Genomic DNA, 21,054 nt, shown 5'->3' on the forward strand with positions numbered 1-21,054 from the left:
TACAGGAGACAGACATCATGAGCGATTCACAAGACAAGACCACTTCCCGCCGTTCGCTGCTCAAGCAGTCGGCATTGGCCATCGCGGGTGCGGGCCTGTACGGCGCCGCGCCGTTCTACGGGCCGTGGAAGCACAACCACGCCTGGGCGCAGGCCGCGCAGAAGAAGCCGCTCGTCATCGGCCTCACCATGGACGCATCGGGCCAGTACGCGGCGTCGGGCGGCGAAGAGCGGCTGGGCGCGATGATGGCCATCAAGGAGTTCAACGACAAGGGCGGCGTGCTGGGCCGGCGCATCGAAGCCATCCACATGGACACGGAAACCACGCCGGCCACCGGATCGCGCGTGGCGGAACGCATGATCACGCGCAACGAGGCCGCTTTCCTCATCGGCGCGGTGCACTCGGGCGTGGCCAACGCCATCTCGCAGGTCGCGCAGAAGTACGGCGCGATCTTCTTCAACACCAACTCCAGCTCGCCCACCGAGGCCGGCAAGGACTGCCATCGCACCAAGTTCGTGTGGGACGGCAACGGCGCCAACTTCTCGCAGGCCATCGTGCGCAACGCGATGAAGACCAGCGGCCGCAACTGGGTGCTGCTGACCAACGACTACGTGTGGGGCCACAACACCGCCAAGTCCACCCGCGCCGTGATTGAGGCGAACGGCGGCCGCGTGGTGGAGGAGCTGCTGGTGCCGCAGAACACACGCGACTTCTCCGCCTACCTGCTCAAGCTGCAACAGATCAAGCCGCATGCGGTTGCCACCGCCGTCGGCGGCGACGACATCAAGGCGCTGCGCCAGCAGGTGGTGCAGCTGAAGATGCACCAGCAGGCCGCGTGGATCAACAACCAGCAGGACTGGCCTGACGTTTACGGCCTGGGCCCGGAGGCGATCTTCGGCGTGTTCGGCACCACCTGGTACTGGCGCCTCAACCTGCCGGGCGTGAAGGAGTTCGTGGCGGCCTACCAGAAGCAGTTCCCCGGCATGGCCATTCGCGTGCCCGGCAACGTGTACCACAACGGCTACATGGCCACGCGCGAGCTGCTGCGCTGCGTCGAAGAGGCGGGCACCACCAACAACATCGCCATCATCAAGAAGCTCGAAGGCCGCAAGATGAGCGCGGCCGACCGCCTCCAGCACCACGAGGCGTGGATCGACCCGGCCACGCACCACGTGCAGCAGACCATCTACATGGCGGCCTACAACGACCAGCCGGCCGAGAAGGACGACATCTACAAGATCCTCTCCAACGTGGACCCGAAGGAAGTGGTCGACAAGGACGCCGCGGGCGCGTGCAAGCTGGAAACCTACGAAGCCACGCCGAGCTACGAGGCGTAGCAGCCCCGTGAACGTGCTCCCCCACCTCGTCAACGGCATCTCCCTCGGCCTTCTCTTCGCACTGATCGCGTTGGGCTTCATGCTCATCGTCGGCGTGATGGAGACCATCAACCTGGCGCACGGTTCGCTCTTTGCGCTGGGCATGTACTTCGCGCTGTTCTTCGTCTCGCCGCAGCTCGGCTGGTTCCCCAACGTGCAGGCCGCGTACATGGCGCTGCCCATCGGCACGCGCTATCTCGTCGCGCTGTTTCTCGCGCCGGTGTTCGTCGGGTTGTTCGGCATGCTGCTGGAGCTGTGCCTGCGCCGCACCTATGGCAAGGACCCGCTCTACGGCCTGCTGCTCACGTTCGGCGCGGCGCTGGTGATCGAGGAAACGATTCGCGTGGTGTGGGGCTCGACGGAGAAGCAGCTGGCCCTGCCCGAAGCGATCTCGGGCGCGTTCCTGCTCGGCGACTTGATCTATTCGAAGTACCGGTTCTTCGCCAGCGGCTTCGCCATCTTCGCCATCGCTGCGCTGTGGCTGTTCCTGGAGAAGACGCCCTACGGCGCGATCATCAAGGCCGGCGCGCACGACAGCGAGATGGTGCGCGCGCTGGGCATCAACCTGGCGCGCCTGCGCCTGCTGGTGTTCGGCATCGGCGTGGCGCTGGCCGCGATCGCCGGTGTGGTGATGGCGCCGATCTGGGGCATCCGTCCGCATGTGGGTGTGGATGCGGTGGTGCCCGCCTTCCTCATCATCGTGCTCGGCGGCGTGGGCTCGCTCTGGGGCGCGGTGCTGGCGGGGCTGATGGTGGGCATGGTCGTCGGACTCACCGGAGCGTATGCTTCCGAATGGTCGCTCATGTCCATGTATTTGTTGTTCATCGCCGTGGTAACTTTCCGGTCGCGCGGCCTCTTTGGAAAGAAGAGCGTGCTCGATGTTTGAAACCCTGCAAGGCAAGGTTGCCATCGTCACCGGCGCAGCGGGCACCATGGGCCTGGCCGCGACAAAGTTTCTGCTGGAAGACGGCTGCAAGGTGGCGATGGTCGACTTCAACCGCGAGCGCAATGAAGAACTGGCGCGCGGTCTGGGCGACAACGCCCGCGCCTTCTCGTTCGACATCAGCGACCCGGATGCGGTGCGTGCCGGCTGCGCGCGCATCGCGAGCGAACTGGGCGATGCGGACATCCTGGTCAACAACGCCGGCATCCTCTCCAACAACAAGGCGGAAGCCACAGACCCGGCGGAATGGCGGCGCGTGCTGGGCGCCAACCTCGACGGCGCCTTCTTCCTCGCGCAGTGCGTCATGCCCGCGATGAAGAAGCGGCGATTCGGCCGCATCATCAACACCTGCTCGCTCGCGGCCAAGACCGGCGGCTTGACGGCGGGCACGGCCTATTCGGTGTCGAAGGGCGCGATGACGTCGCTCACGTTCTCGCTGGCACGCGAGCTGGCTTCGCACGGCGTCACGGCCAACGGCATCTCGCCAGCCTACGTGAAGACGCCGATGATCACCGAACAGCTGAACGAAGAGCAGCGGCAGAAGCTGCTGAAAGACATTCCCGTCGGCCGCTTCTGCGAGCCGGAGGAATTCGCGCACGTGGTGCGCTTCCTCGCGTCGCCGCTGGCCGGCTTCATCACCGGCGAGATCGTCGACCTGAACGGCGGCCTGCTAATGGACTGACCCCACGGCTGTCATTGCGGGCTTGACCCGCAATCCATCTCCGCACACCACCAAGCCTCACCAATGCCAGCCATCACCCCCCGCATCGACTTCACCCGCGAACTGGCCAACCTCTTCAGCCTGAAGGGCAAAACCGCCTACGTCCCCGGTGGCTACGGCGGCATCGGCGAAGCCATGGCATGGGCACTCGCAATGGCCGGTGCGAGAGTCGCCGTATCCGGCCGCGACGCCACCAAGGCCGAAGCACTCGCAAACGACTTGCGCGCCGCCGGCCACGAAGCCATCGGCCTCGCGATGGACGCGCATTCCGTCGCCGACATCCAGGCGTCGGTGGACCGCGTGGCCAAGGAGCTGGGCGGCCTGGACATCCTCGTCAACTGCGTCGGCATGCAGCGCGAACAGAAGCTGCTGGACGTGACGGAGGAAACCTTCGACGAAGTGCTGCAGGTCAACCTGAAGGCCGCGATGTTCCTCGCGCAGGCCGCAGCCAAACACCAGATCGCCGGCCAGCGCGGCGGCGCGCAGATGCATCTGCTCTCCGTGCGCGCGCAACTCGGCCTGCGCGGCCGCGGCTACTCGGCGTATTGCAGCACCAAGGGCGGCCTGGTGATGCTGATCAAACAGCACGCGAGCGAGCTGGCCGTGCACGGCATCACCGTCAACGGCATCGCACCCACGGTGGTGCGCACGGAGATGGCGCGGCACTGGCTGGAGAACCCGGAGACCAAAGCGCAGGTACTGGGGCGAATTCCGTTGGGGCGCGTTGCGGACCCGAAAGATGTGGCGGGGGCTGCGGTGTTTTTTGCCAGCCCGGCAGGCGCATTCGTCACCGGGCAAGTGATCTATGTGGATGGCGGAATCACGGCGAGCCAATAGGTCACCTGTTTAGGCTATGGTGCGGCAAGGCCGCACTTCCTAAGATGCGACGTTGCAGGCCAGTATTCCAGGGAGATCCATGTCGAACGAACGAAGAAGCGCCTCCATGTGCGCCGGACGCCTGCGGGCGCGCATCAACCAAACCGCTGCTGTGGTGTTGCTGGCGGGCGTTCTCGCCCCTCCAGCGAGCGCCCAGACAGTGCCCGGGGCGCCGACGGCGGTCACAGCGACGCCGGGTAACGGCTCGATCACTCTCAACTGGCGCGCTCCCGCGAGCGACGGCGGGTCGCCGATCCTCTACCACACGCTGGTGTGCTGGAGCACGGCTGGCAACTCCGCCGCTTCGCCCCTAGGAGTTCACTACACGTGGACACTCGGCGGGATGCAGAACGGCCTTGCGTACAACTGCTACGTGCAGGCCGGCAACGCGGTGGGGCGGGGCCCGCACAGCAGCGATGTCACCGCCACTCCATCGGCGCCCGTGCCTCCCAGCTTCGTACAGGTCGGCGTCGGTACGTCGTTCAGCAGCGCGAGCATCGGCTCCGCGAACAACTATGGTGGCATCTCCTCCGGCCAGCTCGCCGAATGGGACGGAAGCCGCTGGGCACCCGGTGGAATCGCCTTGTCGCAAGTCGCTTACGGCAGCGACGGCACACGATGGGGTGTCACGTCGGCGGGCGTTATCTATCGCTCCAAGGCTGCCGCGCTCCAGCCGGTTCCCGCCTCCTGGATCGTCATGCCTGGTGGGCTGAAGCAGATCGCCTACGGCAACACCGCGAACATCTGGGGCGTCAATGCGGACGGCTACACCTACATCTGGGGCGGAGTCGAATGGCACGTCGTGCCTGGAAAGTTCACTTCCGTGTCCGCCTCGGCGGACGGCACGGTGTTTGCGCTCGACGCCAATGAATCGATCTGGCGCTGGACCGAGAAGCAGAGCTGGGAGCAAATGTCGGGCGCGCTTCGCACCATCTCGGTGGGCAGCGCATCCAATATCTGGGGCGTGAGTGCGGCCGGCGACGTTTACCAATGGAACCCCGCGACGTCCGCCTGGGTGAGGCCGCCGGTGCCTGCCGGTAAGTTCGTCGGCGTCAGCGCCGCCGCTGATGGATCTCTGCTTCTGGTCCGCAACGACGGCACGCTCTGGAAGAAATAACGCAGGTCGCCGGACAGCCCGCCGGATCAGGCCCAGGTGATCCGGTAGTCCAGCGAGTGCCCGATGCGCTCCGAAAAGCGCGCGACTGATTTGGCCGCCATCCGTTCGCTGACACTCACCGGGATCAGCGTCGTGAGCCAGGCCCTGACGCCTTGGGGCTCGCCCTCCAGCTTGCGCGGCACTGAGACGGGGGTGTAGCCCACATTCGCCTCCCGCTTGCCGGCCTTTTCGAGCAGGTCATAAAGATCGCGGAACAGGATGAACGAAGTGTCGTTCTGGTGCACCGACCAGTTCGCCACCGGCAGAAAGTCGACCAGGTGAATGAGCTGGTAGTTCAGCGCGGTCCAAAGGTCCTTGCCGCTCATCGTGATCGGCGCGTTGTCGATCACACGGTGAAACGTGATGGAGGCGATGGCATCGGCGCGATGTGCATTTTCACGGAGCTCGCGGCGCAGCGGGCCGGCGTAGAGCAGCCGCAGCACCGAAGGAAAGGCCTCGACCTGCGTCCACTCGGTGGGCGTCATCAGCGGGCGCAACGCCGGGATCTTGTCCGCGGTCATCGCAAAGGTGTTGGTGCCGGTTCCGAGGATGGAGTGCAGCAGCATCACCAGCGGGGACTGGCCGGGGTAGTGCTGCACGGTGTACTCGAAGCAGAAGTACAGATGGTCGAGGAACGAGCCGTCCGCATGCTCCACATCGAAGTCGCACTCGCTCACCAGGAACTGCATCAGCTCCGGGCTCACGACAGGGAGCGTATGCGCGGCACGAGCCGCAGCGTATTCGGCCTGCACGGCCTGGGCGGCTGCCGCGTCCCAATGCGCCTCCTTGGCCACCCGGGTTGTGATCACGAAGCGGGCGGCCTTGCCCTCGAGCGTCTTGAAGATGGTGCGGTCGAGATCGAAGTCCGGTATCGGCTCGACCCGGACCTTGCCCGTGTGCTCGAGCGCAGCGCCATGGGCGATGGCGGCCTTGCGTTGGGTCGTCGGTTCGGGACGTTCGGCGGCGGATTGCTTCATGGGGATCCTCGCGAGTGTTCGCTTTTATACACGACTGGGTTTGCGGCGTCGGTGCGCACGCCAGGCAGTCGCCAAACACGAGATCGCCGGTCAACGCGGCGGTGCGCAGGTGCACCTGATGTCGGTGCGCTCGGAACTCGGCCTGCGCGGTCCGGGGGCTACTCGGCGTATTGCAGTGGCAAGGGTGGTCTGGTGATGCTGACGCAAATCTTAGCCAAGCGGTGCTCTCGCCAGGATAGGCTACGCTTGCCAGATGTTTGTTGACTTAAAGCGCACGTTCTCGGAGTTCAAACAACCGGCCGACTCGAGCGACGAGCAGGATTGGAGCGAGTATTTTGGTCACCGACAACATCAACGCACTTGGCGCGATTTGCATGAGAAGCCCCTTGCGATTGTCCTTGGCGAGGCTGGCATAGGAAAGACGACTGAATTCAAGAACGAACTTGCACGTCTGAAAGCGGGTGGAGGGCAAGGATTCTTCATTCCGCTAAACATGCTTTCGGTTCCTGACTCGTGGCAGCTTGCGTTGGCCGATACTCAAGTCGAGTATGCCTCCTGGGAAGCTTCAGAGGAGCTGGGATACTTCTTTCTCGACGCGGTCGACGAAGCTCGTCTGAAATCCCATGCCGACTTTGACACGGCGCTCGCTGTTGTACATCAAGCTCTCGGTGCGCACCTGCACCGTGTGCGCATTGCCATCTCTTCCCGTACGACGGACTGGTCGTCCCCTGCGGTACGGTCCGCAATCGTGCATCGCATCGGTCAACCGATTGGTCGAGCCAGCGCGGCTAGAGCAACGTCACAAGCACAAACCGATGAAGCTGACTTGAATGCCCCGGAATCCGTGCAGGCAAGAGCGCCTGACGTAGAGCCCTTTGTCGTTACGCTGGATCCTCTCTCCAACGCTGAAGCGCATCGCTGCGCCGCCGCGTTCTCTTTGCAGGAGTCAGGCCGCTTTTGGACTGCGGTGGGTGATGGAGAGTACGAGTACATGGCCACACGGCCATTGGATTTGCGTTGGATGGTGGGTCTGTGGAATCAGCGAAGAACGCTCGGAACCTATCTCCAGCTCATCGAAGTGAACATCGCACAGCGACTTCAGGAATTCAATGAAAGCTACGAGTCCGCAGGTGAAGCCCTCTCCGTTGTGGAGCTCCACTCGGGCGCAACCGAGCTGGCCGCGGCCGCAGAATTTGGCGGGGCGCCCTTCTTTGCTTTGGACCGCGGCGCAGAGGCCACTTCAGTCGAGCTGGTTCCCTATGCGATCTTGAATGAATGGAAGCCAGTCGCGGTGCGCCGTCTGCTGGCTACTGCAATCTTCGATGAAGCAAGCTACGGACGAGTGATGTTTCATCACCGCTCGGTACGCGAGTATCTAGCGGCCGAATGGGTCGCAGAACAACTCGCTCTCGGTGTTCCACTGCTACGGATGCAGAGCTTGTTTGCAGGGCGCCCGTTTGGGCAAAATGCTCTAATTCCCGGCCGCCGCGCGGCGCTTGCTTGGTTGGCCGCGATGAACGCGGAGGTACGCGAGTGGGTCTCACGTGACTTCCCCGAAGTTCTGCTGCATGACGGAGACCCTCAGTCATGGGATCAGCTTTCAGCCGACAAAGCGTTCAAGAACTGGGTGACTGCGTCAACGCAGGGCTTTCGGGTGGACTGGACCCGCAGCCCGAGTCAATACCTGCGGGTCGGGCGGTCTTTGGGCGTAGGCCAAGTCGCGGAGGTTCTCTCAAACGCGACGGTGCCATCGCACGTAAGGAGCGTCTGCTTTCGCATTGCACGGCACGCAAAATTGACTGACTGTGCAGAAATCGCTTTCAGCATACTTCGAAGCCAGAGTTCCCTGCTTTGGGAGCGCAGGAGCGCGCTCGAGCTCCTTCAGAGCGTGGGCACCCCAGAGCATGGGGCCGAAATCCTGGAGGACCTGAAATCTGGTGCGCTTGCAACAAATGACCTCGTAGCACATGCCTTGCCGGTCGTGGACTGGCGGCAGCTCACTGCGAACGAGTTGGCTGCCATTTTCGCCTCGACGGGCGATGAGGAAGACACAGGCATGGGGCCAATGGCGGAACTTGTGAAGGGGCAACTGCTGCCAATTGCCGACCTCGCTGCCACAACGCTGCTGCTCACGGCTGTCATGGCCGCACTACCTCGTCCCGTGGCCGGTAAGCGCTTCGCACGTTTCCCGGAGTCAGACAGGCCAGAAAGGGCTTGGTTGCTGCGCTCCTTGCCTGGCTGTTTTGAACAGATGCTGCATTTGCTACCGAGTTCGCTGACCTCCTACGACGAGGTCTGCATGGAGGCTGCTGAGCGCGTTGAAGCGCTACGTGACACGGGATTCACAAACCGAACTGAATTAGAGCGCCTCCATCTTGCTGTGGCGAAACATTCCGCCCTACGTTGGAAAGTGGCTCTCGCCATCGCCCAGTCCGAGGACATTCGCGCTTCTGTCAGTCGGCTGACCTGGCGAGATTCGTCTCTGGCGAGCTTCGAATTCAATGACCTGCCGGAATTAGTTCAACGCGCGAACGACGCGATTTTGGGCGCTCACGAACGCGGAGTTTGGTTCTCCGTCGCAGTTCGAGTCATTTTCGGCACGATGCATCGGCGTGAACGTTCGAGCGCCCTTAGAGTGCTGCTATTAGATGGTGTGGATGGCGAGCGACGCCGCGCCATTGGTGATGAATACCTGAAGGCATGTCAGGGCGCTCGAAGCAGGCGTGTGTGGGAGGCCAGCGAGCGTCGAAGAATAGCTGAAGCCGACCGGGACAATGCTGGCTTCAAAGCGAGAGTCGCTGAGCACTTGCCGGATATACGCGATGGCACGCACTTCGGTTGGTTGCGAGCACTTCTGCAGTACGCGTTCGATCGGTTCCATCAAAGGGAATACTCAGAAGTCAACTTCGATGCGATGGGCGATGCGCTCAGTCCTGAAATCGCTGCTGCATTTCGCGCCGGCCTGCGAGCACACTGGACCACTCTCGTACCTCCGAACCCGTCGGACTATCCCGACAACCAAGTTCCATGGACCGCTATTGTGGCGCTAGCTGGCGTGCATTTGGCATTGCAAGATGAGAGCGCGATGGCTGCGCTCCCCACCGAATGGGTTGCGAAGGCGGCTCAACTTTCCGTCTGGGAACTGAATGCGCCACCAGCTTGGCTGGCCCCACTTTCGCGGGCGCATCCCGCAGACGTCATCAAGGCCTTGTCCCCTTGGGTCGTTGCTGAGGCACAGGAAGACGGCGACCATCTACGCCGTAGTCTCGAAACTGCGCTGCGCTGCCCACCGGAGATTCGCCGTGGGCTGCTCGCGCCCCTGGCGCAACTTGTATCAAGCGGCCAAATTCCTCGACGAGAGACCTTAGAGGCCCTCGTCATGGCGGTCAGGGAAGATGGGTTGTTGCAATCCGCGGACGTGGCTACTCTATGCCAGAGCAAGCTCATGGCTTCTATTGCATCGGATGGCCGAATCTCTGAAATGAAGTGGCTGCGCATCTGGATGGAGGAAAATTCGACTTCAGCGTTCGCATGGTTCGTCGCTCACTTGGCTGCACTGAACCTTGATAACGAGTCGGAATTGGGGGCGTTTGCTGCGGCAATTGCTGACCTCAAATGGGTATCGGCACCTCTGACCCAAGCCGCGGCCGACGTTCTTATACGGCTACACGCGATGGTCAGCGTGTTGCCATCAGTGCGTGCCGCGACGGCAGAACGCGATGACTTCTTTGGGTCGCCGCAGAAGCGCCTTCGAGGCGCTATTCCCAACGTGTTCGTCGCAGCGCCCGGGTCTATCGGTCACGAAAGCCTGCTTGCACTTTTGCCGGCCTACACCGACGCGGAGGACATCGGTTGGATTCGTGGACGCGTTATTGAACACGGTGCACTCGAGGTCGCAGCAACGGCCAACCGCAATGCTGCGGAACTGAAATCTCTCAGTTCCGCATTTTCCACTGCGCCGCGCACGGAGGCCCAGCTCTTTGAGCAAGTGATTGCGAGACTGGAGGAGATTCGTAAGAGCATTCAAGAAGGCCCCTTCAGCGAACGCGACCTATTCCGCCCAGGCATGCCCGAAAAGCACCTGCAGCGCTGGTTGGCTGCGAAGTTCCTGGAAACCCAGAACCGTCGGTTCAGCGTTCACCGCGAAGAGGAGGTAGATGACGACAAAATAACGGACATCCAGCTAAGCTGCTCAGCCGGAAACGTCTGCGTCGAAATCAAGCCAGTGGATGTCACGCGCTCGTACTCAGCGAACTCGCTGTCTGATACGCTTCAGACGCAAATTGTTGGGCAGTATCTGCGCGGATACAACAGCTCCCGGGGCATCTTGGTGCTACTGCAATTGGACGACAAGCGCTGGCACATTCCGGCGGGCGCTTCCGGACAGCCATTTCCCGCATTGGTCACCTATCTTGACCACAAGGCGAAGTCCATCAAGCGCATTTCAACGGGGGTCAACGAGCTGGTCGTCTTCGGCATCAGTTGCATCGTGGACTGAGTACGATCCTGATCTTGGTAATTCTCAACTCTAGAACATGCTCGCCGCCGGTTTGCGCGGTATACCCGACGCGTCCCGGGCGATTGTCCACAGCACCGCCGCGCCAGAAGGCCAACCCTTGGTAGCCAAATCTGTTCCCCCGTCGCCCTCCGCGCTGAACGGGAATGCATTCGAGTTTTTTGTTCCCAAACCTCCGCCCAAAAGCAAGCACGACAGCCCTGCGTCTCCAGGGGAGGTCGAAACTGAGCAAAGCTCAATGCCGAAGCCGGCCCCCGTGTCAGCTGTCCCGGCGAAAGGAGGCAAGTCGAAGTATTTGAAGCCGGCGAAATTCATCAAGTCGCATTTCATCCCCACCAAGCATGCAAATTTCGGAAGCAAAGGAAATCTTGGTGGGGCCAAGCACGTAATCAGAGATCTTCAGGTTACTCGCGCTGCGCTCGAGTGTGGATATGGCCCCCGAAGCAAATGGAGCGCTTCGCTGGCACTCAAGCCCCACGAGGCCACTGGCCTAGCGCGCTACCTGATCGCCCGAATAGAGATGGTGGTCTCTTGCATCGAAGTCAATTCCAAAAATGCGAGATTGCCCCGCACGTTCTACAAGCGGGTAGAGCCTTCAGAGAAGGTCGCCATGTCTTTTATATTGGGAGGCATTGGAACCTACTTAGCTGCTCGACTGTGGCTAACAGCGGGAGGTCAATCAGTTGACGCGTTTCTTCATGCTGGAATCTATTCGAAGGCGGTGAACGGAGCCGAGCCGGAGGTCACGTTTTCGCCTTCTTCGGGTAAATGGCCAGACTACGTTGTCGCGACGAAGAGTGGACACTGGCACGTTTTTGAAAGCAAAGCTGGCACCCGTGTGAACCGCTGGGCGCGAGTGGTCGAAGGGCTCGTTCAGCTTTCGAACCTCCCGGTGATCGGTTGGACGGGGAGCACCCTCACCCCTGCCGTCTCATGTGTGTGTGTTCACACTAGCGTCGATTCAGATCAGGCGCTACACGTAACCGCTGTAGACCCACCCGGTGAGGTCGATGACGGAGAAAATCCAAAAAAACTCGAACTAATACCAGGCGTCTGCAAGCTGCTCCTGCTGATAGAAACGCTGGACCAATATCGTGCGTTAGCAGACAACCTAATTCTTCAAGAAGATGCCGCTCCGCGGGAATGGAGCATGGCGACGAGCTCGCGCTTCGGCGGCCTCAGGATCGGTGTACTCATCGATTACCTTCGTCGTGAGTCGGAAGTTCGGTGGCGCTTGGCCGTCTATCTTGCCGTCCGAGAGGTCTTGGAAGACGAGAGCTTCGGTGATTTACAACAGCCGGAGGCCCATCGAAGGCTTGCCCAACGAGTCAAACTCAGGTTGTCCGACCGGGACAAACAAGGCCAAGCGATGACCGGACGCCGCGTGCTCTGGATTGACACCGTGCTAGTTCGCATCGCTCGTGATCTAGGCACTGCCGACTTCCTTCATCGCTGCTCAAAGCATCTGAAACTGGAAGCAATTGCCCGACACTTGATTCGGGACAGCGAGCAAGCCGCTCTGACACTGACACAAGGCACGCAGCAGCTCTTCACCTCCGGAGGAATGTATTTGGCCCAGCTCGCCCCCATGTCCCCGGAGGCCAATACAGAAGGCAAGCGATAGCGGATGTTCAGCAACCTGATTCGTCTATCGCTACAACCATACTTGCTATGAATCGGGTCAGTTGATGGTTCATCAAGCACAGGGCCGCTTACTGCCGTGGACGTCGGCGCGCATTCCTCGCTTACGAGCGAAGCCGTGACGGCCGAGGTTCCGGCAGGCACTCAAGCCGACATCAAGATCAACCGAACGGGTACCCTCAACCGCGAACCCGCGCCCCAGCACCAATCGTCGGCGCCGCCGCATTCAGCGTCTCGATAGCAAACCCCGCGGCCGCCTTGTACCGCGCCATATAAGCATCGCGCTCGGCCGCCGGGATGACCTGGTCAATGTCGTCGAACACACCGCCACACCTTTCGTCTACCAGCCCCAGCAGGCCGAAAGGCCCGGCGCCTCGGTTGCGCAGCACCAGGGCCGAGACATCGGCGCACAGCTTGTCGTCGTAGGCACGCAGCGCGGCCGGCTGGATGCCGTGCTCCACCAGCGCGGCGCCCAACACGCGTGCGTCCACGATGGCCTGGCTCGCACCATTGGAGCCGACCGGATACATCACGTGCGCGGCATCGCCCAGCAGCGCCGCGCGGCCGTCGACCCAGGTGGGGACAGGGTCGCGGTCGATCATGGGGTACTCGAACACTTCGGCCGCGCCGCGCAGCATCGCCGGCACGTCGAGCCAGCCGAAGTCCCAGCCTTCGAAGTGGCGGATGAAATCGTCGACATTGACTTTGCGGTTCCAGTCGCCGTTCGCCCAGCCCTGGCTGTTGTCCACGGTGATCTCCGCGATCCAGTTGATCGTGGCCAGGCCGCTCGCGGGATCGGGCTCCGAGATCGGATAGAACACCACGCGGTGCTTCGCGCTGCCCACGCCCACGAAAGAAGCGCCGGTGCGAACCGGCACGCCCGGTGTGGTGCCGCGCCACATGATCGCGCCGCCCCAGTGGATCGGCGGCTGGTCGGGATGCATCTGCGCGCGCACGGCGGAGTGCAAACCGTCCGCCGCCACGAGCAGTGAGCCGCTCGCTTCGGTGCGCTGGCCGTCGCGCGTTTCGATGCTGGCGACAACGCGCTCGCCTTCGTTGCGGCAACCGGTCACGCGGTGCCCCGTGCGGATGGCGTCCGGGCCCAGGCGCTCGAGCACCGTCCGGTACAGCAGCATCTGCAGATGGCCGCGGTGCACGGAGTACTGGGGCCAGCGATAGCCAGCGCCCAGGCCGCGCGGCTCGGCGTAGATGTTCTTGCCGTTGCGGCCGACGAGCGCCCACTCGCGGGCCTGGATGCCGATGGTGTCGAGCACGCGGTCGTCCAGGCCCAGGTCGTACAGCTCGCGCACCGCGTTCGGCTGGAGGTTGATGCCCACGCCGAGCGGCTGCACCTGGGACACCGCTTCGAACACGATGCAGGGAACGCCGATCTGGTGGAGCGTGAGCGCGAGGCTCAGGCCGCCGATGCCGCCGCCGGCGATCAGCACGGGGGCGTCCAAGGAATGATTCGTGTCAGGCATGGCAGGATTCTGCACCTTGCCAGTCCTCAGTTCGCAGTCATCAGTCCGCCGACCTGGCCCTCCACGCCAACGTCTTCCCATGCAAGCCCTGGATATACAACCGCCCCGCTGTCTCCGTCACCGATGTCGTCTCCGGATAGCCCCCCGCAGGGTCCTGCAGATCGGCCACCACCTTCCCGTCCTCCGTGAACGCGAACACATGCCCCTGGTCTTTCGGTATCGGCCACAGCGCGCGCGGCAGGCGCATGATCACCTTGCGCATCATGGGCTTGCCTGACAGTTGGTCGGCGTCCGCGTTGCGCGGCTTCACAAGGCCGACCCAGATCTTTCCATCGAGGCCGCGCACCACGTTGTCCGGGTAGCCGGGCAGGTTGTCGAGGAACACCTGCGCGGGCGCGTTGCCCTGCACGGGCACCTTCATGATGCGGAACTTGCCGGTTTCGGCGACGAACAGCGACTGCTGGTCTTCGCTGAGCGCGATGCCGTTGGCAAACGAGAATCCCTTGGCGATCACGCGTGCCTTCTTCCCCTGCGGGTCGTATTCGAGCACGCGGCCGGATGCGGAGAGTTCGAGCACTTCCATCATGCTCGCCTCCACGATGCCGCCGCCGTCACGCGCACCGAAGCGCGTCGACGCGTCGGTGAAGTAGATGCGCCCGTTGCGCGCCACCGCCACGGCATCGGCAAAGCGGATCGGGTCGCCGTCCACCTTGTCGGCCAGCACCGTCACCTTGCCGTCCTTGGCGATGGAGACGAGGCCCAGGTACGCGTCCGCGCCGATGAAGTTGCCCGCCGCGTCGAAGTCGAAGCCGAGCACGCGGCCTTCGGTCTTGGCAAACACTTCCTGGCCGCTGCCGTCCGGGTTCATGCGCAAGATCTTGCCGCCCTCCACCGCGGTGTACAGCTTGCCGTCGGGGCCGATGGCCACGTGCTCAGGCCCGCTCTCGCCCTTCAGGTCGATGTGCTGCAGCTTGGCCAGCCGCTCGTTCTTTGCGTGCGGGCCGGTGTAGCCGGTTGAAGTGGGCGCGGTCCAGGCGACGGGTTCGATCGGCACGGGCCAGAACGCCAGGTAGGCGGCCAGGGCCAGGACGATGACTGCCAGGGTGACCACGGTCTTCTTCATGTTTGTCTCCTTCTATTGCAGTGACCGGTTGCCTGGCGGCAGCAGCGGCTCCACAAAATCCTGGACCACGGCCAGGTTTTGCGCTGCCAGCTCGCGGATCTCCTCGGAGATGGGCAGGTCCAACTGGCCCTGCCGTACTGCCGTCCAGAACGCGATGGCCGCCTTGGCCGCAAGGGCCCAGACCGCGGGCTTGGCACCGATGGTTCCCAGCTTGGGGTTGATGGGCAACAGGTCGGGATCCACGCCGCCGCCGATGGACGCATAGCGCATGGGAAGGATGTCATACGCCGGCGCCACACCGGCGTACTCGCCGTCCTCGCTCAGCAGCATGGAGATGTTCTCGAAGTGCCGATCGCTGTTGCCGATCAGCTCGCTGAAGGCGGCCATGACGTCGATGTTGCGGGCATCCCGGGCATCGAGATAGCGGGCCTGCTCGCAGCGCGCCGCGAATTCCGACCAACTGTCGCGCGCTCCGAAAAACTCGTCATCGATGGAACCGCAGGACAACATGCCGACACGGCCGTGGCGGCTCACCCTGTCGAAGCGCTGCACTTCCAGGAAGACGTAGCCGCCAGCGCTATCCAGCTGGGTCTGGGCTACGGGCACATTCACCGCCTCCAGCGCGCGCAGCGCCAGATGCTCCAACGGCAAAAGCTCGGCCATGCGGCTGCCCTCTTTGGCGAACTTCACGATCACATGGCCGGTGTCCTGCGCCAATCCCAGAAACTTCGGCTGCTCGCCGCCCGCGCTCGAGCCGTAAGCCGCATCCTTGAGTTCGTTGGCCATGGCCACGTAGTGGTCCCGCTTGTCGGCCACCGGCGTCGCTGGTGCCTTGCGAAACTCAACCTCCCGCTGCAGCGAGGCCTCGCCGTAGACCAGGTTGCCCGCCAGGTTCAGGCTGCGCGTGAAGAGATAGGCGATGCGGTGGTCGTCGCCCCAATCCTTCAGGCTTTCCGGAAACTGCATCTCCGAGGCGGCGGCCCGCGCGATCTGCCGGCCCAGAAAGCCCGATGGTGAGGAGAAGGCCATGTAGGGTGGCAGGCCCTCATACAGCGTGCCGCCTGCCGCACCGCTTTCCAGCGTGGCGCCACCGCTGAGAAACGCAACGTCCGCGAAGGGCTCGATGCTGCCGGTGTCGGAGATTCGGTAGACCTTCTGCCTCGGATTGAGACCGCCTGGCAGTTTGCGCAGCAGGCCGTACTTGGGCGTGCGGTCGCCGCTGACCCGGAAGTTGACCAGTGCTTCAGGGAACGAGTGAATAGTTCGAGAAAGCGTGGGCTGGCTGATCCCCAGCGCCGACATGAGCTCCTGCGCGGTGCGAGGGCCAGGGCGCAGCAAGCGTTCCAGCTCCTGGAAGCGCTTCTGATTGTCAGGGGACGCCCCGGTAGGCATGCGCTTATCTCAGCTGAAGTGAATAGTTGGGTGAATTATACGATTTGTCGTTCAGTTTGCCGTCTACCCATAGGATCGGCGGGATTGTCGATTCAGGGCACCGCCAGATCGCCGATCAACTGGCGGTGTTCACGGCGGCGGCCGCCCCACCTTGACGGGCGCATGCTGCGCCATCAGGGCAGCGAGCCAATCGATGAACACGCGCAGCTTGGCGCTCACATGCCGGTTCGGCCGGTACGCCACGTACAGCGGCATCGGGTCGAAGCGCCAGTCTTCCAATATGCGCACCAGCTCACCGCGCAGCAGGTGTGCCTTCGACATGTAGTCCGGCAGCCAGATCGCACCCAGGCCCGCCAGGCCGGCTTCGAGGTAGGCGTTGCCGTCGTCCACCGCGATCGCATAGTTGGCTTGCACTTCGATGGTTTCGCCGTCGCGGTGCATCGCATACGGAAGCACCTTGCCAGTACGTGAGGACAGGAAGCCCACGATGCGGTGCTGCGTCTCCTCCAGCTCCCGCGGATGCGCGGGCGTGCCGGCACGCTCGAGGTAACCCGGTGCCGCGTACATGCCCGCTTGCAGGTCGCCCACATGGCGAGCCATCAGCGACTGGTCGGTGAGTTCGCCGCCGCGCAGCACGCAGTCCACGTTCTCGCCGATCAGGTCCACCATGCGATCGCTCACGCCCAGGTGGATCTGGATGTCTGGGTAGCGCGCGTGGAATTCCGGCAGCGCCGGCACCAGGATCATGCGAGCCAGCGGGGTGGGCACATCCACCCGCAGCCGGCCGCGGGGTGAAGCCGACGCGCCGGACAAGCTGGTCTCGGCGTCGTCCATGTCGGCCAGCAGGCGCACCACGCGCTCGTAGTAGGCCGCGCCGTCGGCCGTGGTGTTGACCCTGCGGGTGGTTCGGTTGAGCAGCTTGACGCGCAGCCGCGCCTCCAGCTGCTGCACCAGTTGTGTCACGCTGGTCTTGCTCATGTGGAGCGTCTCGGCCGCCTTGGTGAAGCTGCCGGCTTCCACCACGCGAGCAAAGGCCTGCATTGCGTCAAAGCGGTCCATCTCGGCTCCTCATGCTTCGATGATTGTTTGGGTTTTGCAAATAGTGATTGTCGGCATTGCCTGTTTATCCGCAAGGCACGCGTGCTTAAAGTCCTTTCATCGTTAACACCGGGTCGGCCTCGACCCATTCAAGAAAGGCATTCCCATGACGACGCGCGATGTTGTGTTCCCCGCCGGGCGCCAAGCCCTCTACGAAAAGAACCGCTATTCACCGGCCATCCGGTCCAACGGTTTCCTGTTCGTTTCCGGGCAGGTCGGCAGCCGCGAAGATGGCTCGCCCGAGCCTGAACTCGAGGCGCAGGTGCGCCTCGCCTTCAACAACCTGAACGCCGTCCTGGCGGCGGCGGGCTGCACGTTCGACGACGTGATCGACGTCACCGTCTTCATCGTCAACCCCGAGTCCCAGTTCGAGACGATCTGGAAGGTGATCCCGGAGTACTGGGGCAAAGCGCCGCACCCCACGCTGACCGGGATCGGCGTGACGTGGCTCTACGGCTTTCAGTTCGAGATCAAGGTGATCGCCAAGCTGCCTTAAATGAACCCGTTGCTTGCCGCCAGTTCCGAAATGGAGAGAGTGCTGCTGCCCGTCATCGTGCCCACCAGTGTCACGATGAAGTCCTGCGCGCCAGTGGCATCGACGTCTTCCACGTAATAGATCGAGCCGATGGCGTCCTGGTGCGAGATGTTACTGGAGGACGAGAAGACCACGGCCTTGCCGTTGTCTGCGACCAGCACCTGGCCGGCGATGCCAGCGGTGAACGACGTCACGATGTTGGCCGAGATCAGCGTCGAGCTCGCGTAGCGCACGCCGATGTGATCGCCGCCCGTCAGGTCCAGCCTGACCCCGCCGTTGGTGGCGTCCACCACGGCGTTCTGCATCCCGACTCCGGTGACGAGAAAATCCGAGAACTTGAATTTGCTGTTGGCGTTCACGTTCGTCAGCGCATCCACGCCATTGGCGCTGGCCGTGGCCTCGAACACCAACGTTGTGGTGCCGGACACGTTGATGGTGTCGTTGCCGGCGCCACCTCGTACGGTGTCGATGCCTCCGCCGCCCACCAGCGTGTCCGCGTCCGCCGAGCCGGTCAGGATGTTGTTGCCGCCGTTGCCGGTGAGCTTGACACCGCCCAGTGTGTGCGTGCTGGCGTCGATGTTTTCGCTCGTCGTGCCGGCCGCTACGGCAGTGCTGTTGGTGGTGACCAGGTAGGACAGGCCGGCGATGAAATGGTCGTCCACCACCAGCGTCTCACCCGCCGTCGACCTGAACAGGACGGTGTCGGTGCCGCCCCCGCCCTCCACGGTGTCCGCCGCCGCAGCGGCCGCGCTGCCGAAGAGAAAGAGATCGTTGCCCGTGCCGCCGAACAGGGCGTCGGCACCCGAGCCGCCGGTGATGGTGTTGACGCCCGCGCCCACGCCCTTGAGCGTCATGGCGTTGGTCACGCCGGTGAAGTCGATGGTGCCGGTTGACGTGCTCTTGGTGTCGCCCGACAGGTCGATGGTGTTCACGCCGCCCAGGAGCGCGTTGCTGCTGATGACGATGCTGTGCGCATGCAGGGTCGCCGACTGGGTCTGCGCCTTGATCTGTTCCACGTTCGTCATTCGCGTCAGGTCGGACAAGGCCGTCAGGACGACCGCGTCGGCATTGATCACCACGGCGTCGGTATCGCCGCCGCCGTTGATGATCTGGTCCACCACCAGGCCACCGGTGAGGAACTGGGCCATCGAGCCGTAGAAAAAACTGTCGTTTCCGGACTCGCCGTTGAGGGTGTCGACGCCGTCCCCGCCAGTGATCATGTCGGCGCCGTCACTCGCGAGGACGATGTCGGTGCCGGCACCGGTCGTGATGGTGTTCGCGCCTGCTCCGCCGGTCACCAAGAGGCCGCCGTTGGCCGTGCCCCCCAGAAGATTGCCCATTGACAGCGAGATCTCTGCGGCGAAGTCGCCCGACAGCGTCAGCGCGGAGCTGGCGGCCAGCGCTGTTGCATTGATGGACTGCCCGCTGGCACCGAGAACCACGTTGTGGGGGCCGGCCGCCAAGGTGAAGTTTTCCACCGCCGCGTTCAGCGTCTGCCCGCCATTGAGGCTCCCGGTCAGGATGATCCTGTCGGTCGCGCCCGCGGCGGTGATGCCGCCCGTGTTGAAGGCGATGTACTGCGCCGCCGTCATCGTGACGTTGAGGGACATCGTCAGGGATTCGACCGACGTCGTGTTGGCGCCGCTGATGTCGCCGCCGGTCATGGCGACGAGCACGTCCGCACCGTTGGCCAGGGCGTAGGTGCCGGTGACGGTCTTGCCGTCCACCGTCACCGTCGTCGCAAAACCGGCAGCGCCGTTGACGATCAACCCGGTCGTGGCCGCATTGACCGTGACGTTGCTGGCAGCGCCTCCGACGTTGTAGGTCTCGATGCTGGCCTGCGCGGCCACTGCGCCGCCGTTCGTGATGGTGATGCTGTCCGTGCCGCCATCCGCCGTGACGGCCAACCCGGCGTGCTGCGCCTGCGTCATCGTGATCCCGTCTGCCAGCGTGAGCTTTTCCGCGGTGGTGGCGCCGCCCAGGTTCACGCCGGAGATGTTGGCGCCATTGGTGGCGACGATCTCGTCGGCGGTGTGGGCCAGTGCCCAGGTCCCCGATACCGTGTTGCCGCCCACGTTGACCGTGGTGGCGTTGCTGGCCGAACCGTTGATGTCGGTCGCACCCGTCAGCACCGCGAGGGTGTTGCTGCCACCGGAAGAGACCGTGTAGCTTTCGACGCCGCTCTGTCCGGTGACGGCCCCACCCGTGGCGATGGTCACGGCATCGGTGCCGGTGCCGGCCGCGATGGTAAGCGCCTCGTGCTGCGCCTGTGCCATCGTGATCGCGCCGGTCAGCGTGAGGTTCTCCGCCGTGGTGGCGGCGCCGCCGTTGACGCCCGCGATGTTCGCCCCGGTGGTGGCAACAAGCACGTCGGCGCCGTTGGCCAGCGCCCAGATGCCGGTTGCGGCGTTGCCGCCGATGGTCAGCGTGGTCACGTTGCCGGCCGGGCCGGTGACGTTCTGCGCCGGGTCGCCCAGCGTCACGTCATTGGTGAAGTCGCCCAGGATGAAGGATTCGACGGTGGCGGCGAGCACGCCCGTGGCCAGGGTTGTCAGCGTCACCGCTTGCGCGCCCGCCGTGCCGTCCACCAGCGCGGCCTGCGCGGCCGTCATGGTGTAGTTCTGGCCGGCGCCCAGCACGATGCTGTCGATGCCTGCTACGTCGACGGCCGAGATGTCGGCGCCCGTCGCGGCGGTTGCCACCACGCTGTCGGCTCCCGCGGTCTTGAGCGCGGCGGCGACGCCCGCGCCCAGGTTGGCGAGCGTGTCGTCGACGGTGATGGTGCCCGCGTCGGTGAGCACGCCCGCGGTTCCGCCGGCGCCGATCCGGCCGATCGCGGCCTGCGCGGCGGTCAACGTGTAGTTCTGTCCCGTGGTGAGTTCGAAGACGGTGACACCGGTTCCGGTGAAGGCGGTGAGGTCTTCACCGCCGACGTCGGCGATAACCAGCGCCGTGCCGGCGCCGGTGAACGCCACGCCGGACGCCAGCACGCTGCTGATGCTGAGCGTCGTGGATGCGGGCACGACGATGCCGGCGATGGGCGCGAGCGCCGTATCGCTGCCGGCGGTGCCGCCGCTGCTGGTGAACGTGTAAGTACCGGCCGCTTCGCTCACATCGATCAGCGTCCCGGCGGCGGTGAAGTAGACGATGTTGCCCCCGTCCTTCGTCACCGCGAATACTGCCGGCGCGGGCGGGAAGGACGGGCATCCATGGCGTGGT

General features: G+C 63.7%; 14 protein-coding genes. 8 read left to right on the plus strand and 6 right to left on the minus strand.

What is annotated here, in order from left to right:
* Positions 1-17 precede the first annotated feature (17 nt).
* From EEB15_RS26655 to EEB15_RS26675, 5 genes are all read left to right on the plus strand, one after another.
* On the plus strand, positions 18-1,337 hold the full coding sequence (locus EEB15_RS26655) for an ABC transporter substrate-binding protein (RefSeq protein ID WP_141513000.1): 1,320 nt from the start codon (positions 18-20) through the stop codon (positions 1,335-1,337).
* 7 nt (positions 1,338-1,344) lie between these two features.
* A complete protein-coding gene (locus EEB15_RS26660) occupies positions 1,345-2,262 on the plus strand; it encodes a branched-chain amino acid ABC transporter permease (protein WP_141513001.1) in 918 nt (305 codons plus the stop codon).
* Complete coding sequence (locus EEB15_RS26665) at positions 2,255-3,001, plus strand: SDR family NAD(P)-dependent oxidoreductase (RefSeq protein ID WP_141513002.1); 747 nt, start codon at positions 2,255-2,257, stop codon at positions 2,999-3,001. The genes EEB15_RS26660 and EEB15_RS26665 overlap by 8 nt, the downstream gene beginning before the upstream one ends.
* Positions 3,002-3,064: 63 nt before the next feature.
* A complete protein-coding gene (locus EEB15_RS26670) occupies positions 3,065-3,877 on the plus strand; it encodes an SDR family NAD(P)-dependent oxidoreductase (RefSeq protein WP_141513003.1) in 813 nt (270 codons plus the stop codon).
* A gap of 106 nt (positions 3,878-3,983) precedes the next feature.
* Positions 3,984-5,033 (plus strand): tectonin domain-containing protein, encoded by a 1,050-nt coding sequence (locus EEB15_RS26675; RefSeq protein WP_158290243.1) that lies wholly within the window; start codon positions 3,984-3,986, stop codon positions 5,031-5,033.
* Positions 5,034-5,059: 26 nt separating this feature from the next.
* On the opposite strand, the gene EEB15_RS26680 is transcribed toward EEB15_RS26675, so the two are convergent.
* A complete protein-coding gene (locus tag EEB15_RS26680; RefSeq protein ID WP_141513005.1) occupies positions 5,060-6,049 on the minus strand; it encodes a hypothetical protein in 990 nt (329 codons plus the stop codon).
* A gap of 253 nt (positions 6,050-6,302) precedes the next feature.
* On the opposite strand from EEB15_RS26680, the gene EEB15_RS26690 reads away from it, so the two are divergent.
* Together EEB15_RS26690 and EEB15_RS26695 are read left to right on the plus strand one after the other, a co-directional pair.
* On the plus strand, positions 6,303-10,547 hold the full coding sequence (locus EEB15_RS26690; RefSeq protein WP_141513006.1) for an ATP-binding protein: 4,245 nt from the start codon (positions 6,303-6,305) through the stop codon (positions 10,545-10,547).
* 118 nt (positions 10,548-10,665) lie between these two features.
* Positions 10,666-12,189: a hypothetical protein gene (locus EEB15_RS26695; RefSeq protein WP_141513007.1), complete on the plus strand. Its 1,524-nt coding sequence runs from the start codon at positions 10,666-10,668 to the stop codon at positions 12,187-12,189.
* A 196-nt stretch (positions 12,190-12,385) separates the two neighbouring features.
* Here EEB15_RS26695 and EEB15_RS26700 read toward each other — a convergent pair whose 3' ends face one another.
* The 4 genes from EEB15_RS26700 to EEB15_RS26715 all read right to left on the minus strand — a co-directional run bounded on the left by EEB15_RS26700 (position 12,386) and on the right by EEB15_RS26715 (position 17,261).
* Positions 12,386-13,687, minus strand: a complete 1,302-nt coding sequence (locus EEB15_RS26700; RefSeq protein WP_141513008.1) for a flavin-dependent oxidoreductase — start codon at positions 13,685-13,687, stop codon at positions 12,386-12,388.
* 40 nt (positions 13,688-13,727) lie between these two features.
* On the minus strand, positions 13,728-14,810 hold the full coding sequence (locus EEB15_RS26705; RefSeq protein WP_141513009.1) for an SMP-30/gluconolactonase/LRE family protein: 1,083 nt from the start codon (positions 14,808-14,810) through the stop codon (positions 13,728-13,730).
* Positions 14,811-14,822: 12 nt separating this feature from the next.
* The gene (locus tag EEB15_RS26710) at positions 14,823-16,148 is read right to left on the minus strand and encodes a HipA domain-containing protein (RefSeq protein WP_158290244.1); all 1,326 of its coding nucleotides are present in this window, start codon (positions 16,146-16,148) and stop codon (positions 14,823-14,825) included.
* 183 nt (positions 16,149-16,331) lie between these two features.
* Positions 16,332-17,261, minus strand: coding sequence for a LysR family transcriptional regulator (locus tag EEB15_RS26715; protein WP_141513011.1), 930 nt, complete (start codon positions 17,259-17,261; stop codon positions 16,332-16,334).
* A 145-nt stretch (positions 17,262-17,406) separates the two neighbouring features.
* Between EEB15_RS26715 and EEB15_RS26720 the strand changes: the two genes are divergently transcribed.
* Entirely contained in the window at positions 17,407-17,796 is a 390-nt protein-coding gene (locus EEB15_RS26720) for a RidA family protein (protein ID WP_141513012.1), read from the plus strand.
* Here the strand turns inward: EEB15_RS26720 and EEB15_RS33820 are convergent.
* Positions 17,793-21,054: S-layer family protein (locus tag EEB15_RS33820; RefSeq protein ID WP_158290245.1), on the minus strand; the 3,262-nt coding region annotated here is incomplete at its 5' end. The genes EEB15_RS26720 and EEB15_RS33820 overlap by 4 nt on opposite strands.

Source organism: Ramlibacter sp. WS9 (assembly GCF_003797765.1).
In the GTDB taxonomy this organism is placed as follows: Bacteria; Pseudomonadota; Gammaproteobacteria; order Burkholderiales; family Burkholderiaceae_C; genus Ramlibacter.

Excerpts from the sequence above, each read along its gene's own strand:
- EEB15_RS26655 (WP_141513000.1), top strand. The coding sequence starts at position 18 with ATGAGCGATTCACAAGACAAGACCACTTCCCGCCGTTCGCTGCTCAAG.
- EEB15_RS26665 (WP_141513002.1), top strand. The coding sequence starts at position 2,255 with ATGTTTGAAACCCTGCAAGGCAAGGTTGCCATCGTCACCGGCGCAGCG.
- EEB15_RS26670 (WP_141513003.1), top strand. The coding sequence starts at position 3,065 with ATGCCAGCCATCACCCCCCGCATCGACTTCACCCGCGAACTGGCCAAC.
- EEB15_RS26675 (WP_158290243.1), top strand. The coding sequence starts at position 3,984 with ATGTGCGCCGGACGCCTGCGGGCGCGCATCAACCAAACCGCTGCTGTG.
- EEB15_RS26680 (WP_141513005.1), bottom strand. The coding sequence starts at position 6,049 with ATGAAGCAATCCGCCGCCGAACGTCCCGAACCGACGACCCAACGCAAG.
- EEB15_RS26690 (WP_141513006.1), top strand. The coding sequence starts at position 6,303 with ATGTTTGTTGACTTAAAGCGCACGTTCTCGGAGTTCAAACAACCGGCC.
- EEB15_RS26700 (WP_141513008.1), bottom strand. The coding sequence starts at position 13,687 with ATGCCTGACACGAATCATTCCTTGGACGCCCCCGTGCTGATCGCCGGC.
- EEB15_RS26705 (WP_141513009.1), bottom strand. The coding sequence starts at position 14,810 with ATGAAGAAGACCGTGGTCACCCTGGCAGTCATCGTCCTGGCCCTGGCC.
- EEB15_RS26715 (WP_141513011.1), bottom strand. The coding sequence starts at position 17,261 with ATGGACCGCTTTGACGCAATGCAGGCCTTTGCTCGCGTGGTGGAAGCC.
- EEB15_RS26720 (WP_141513012.1), top strand. The coding sequence starts at position 17,407 with ATGACGACGCGCGATGTTGTGTTCCCCGCCGGGCGCCAAGCCCTCTAC.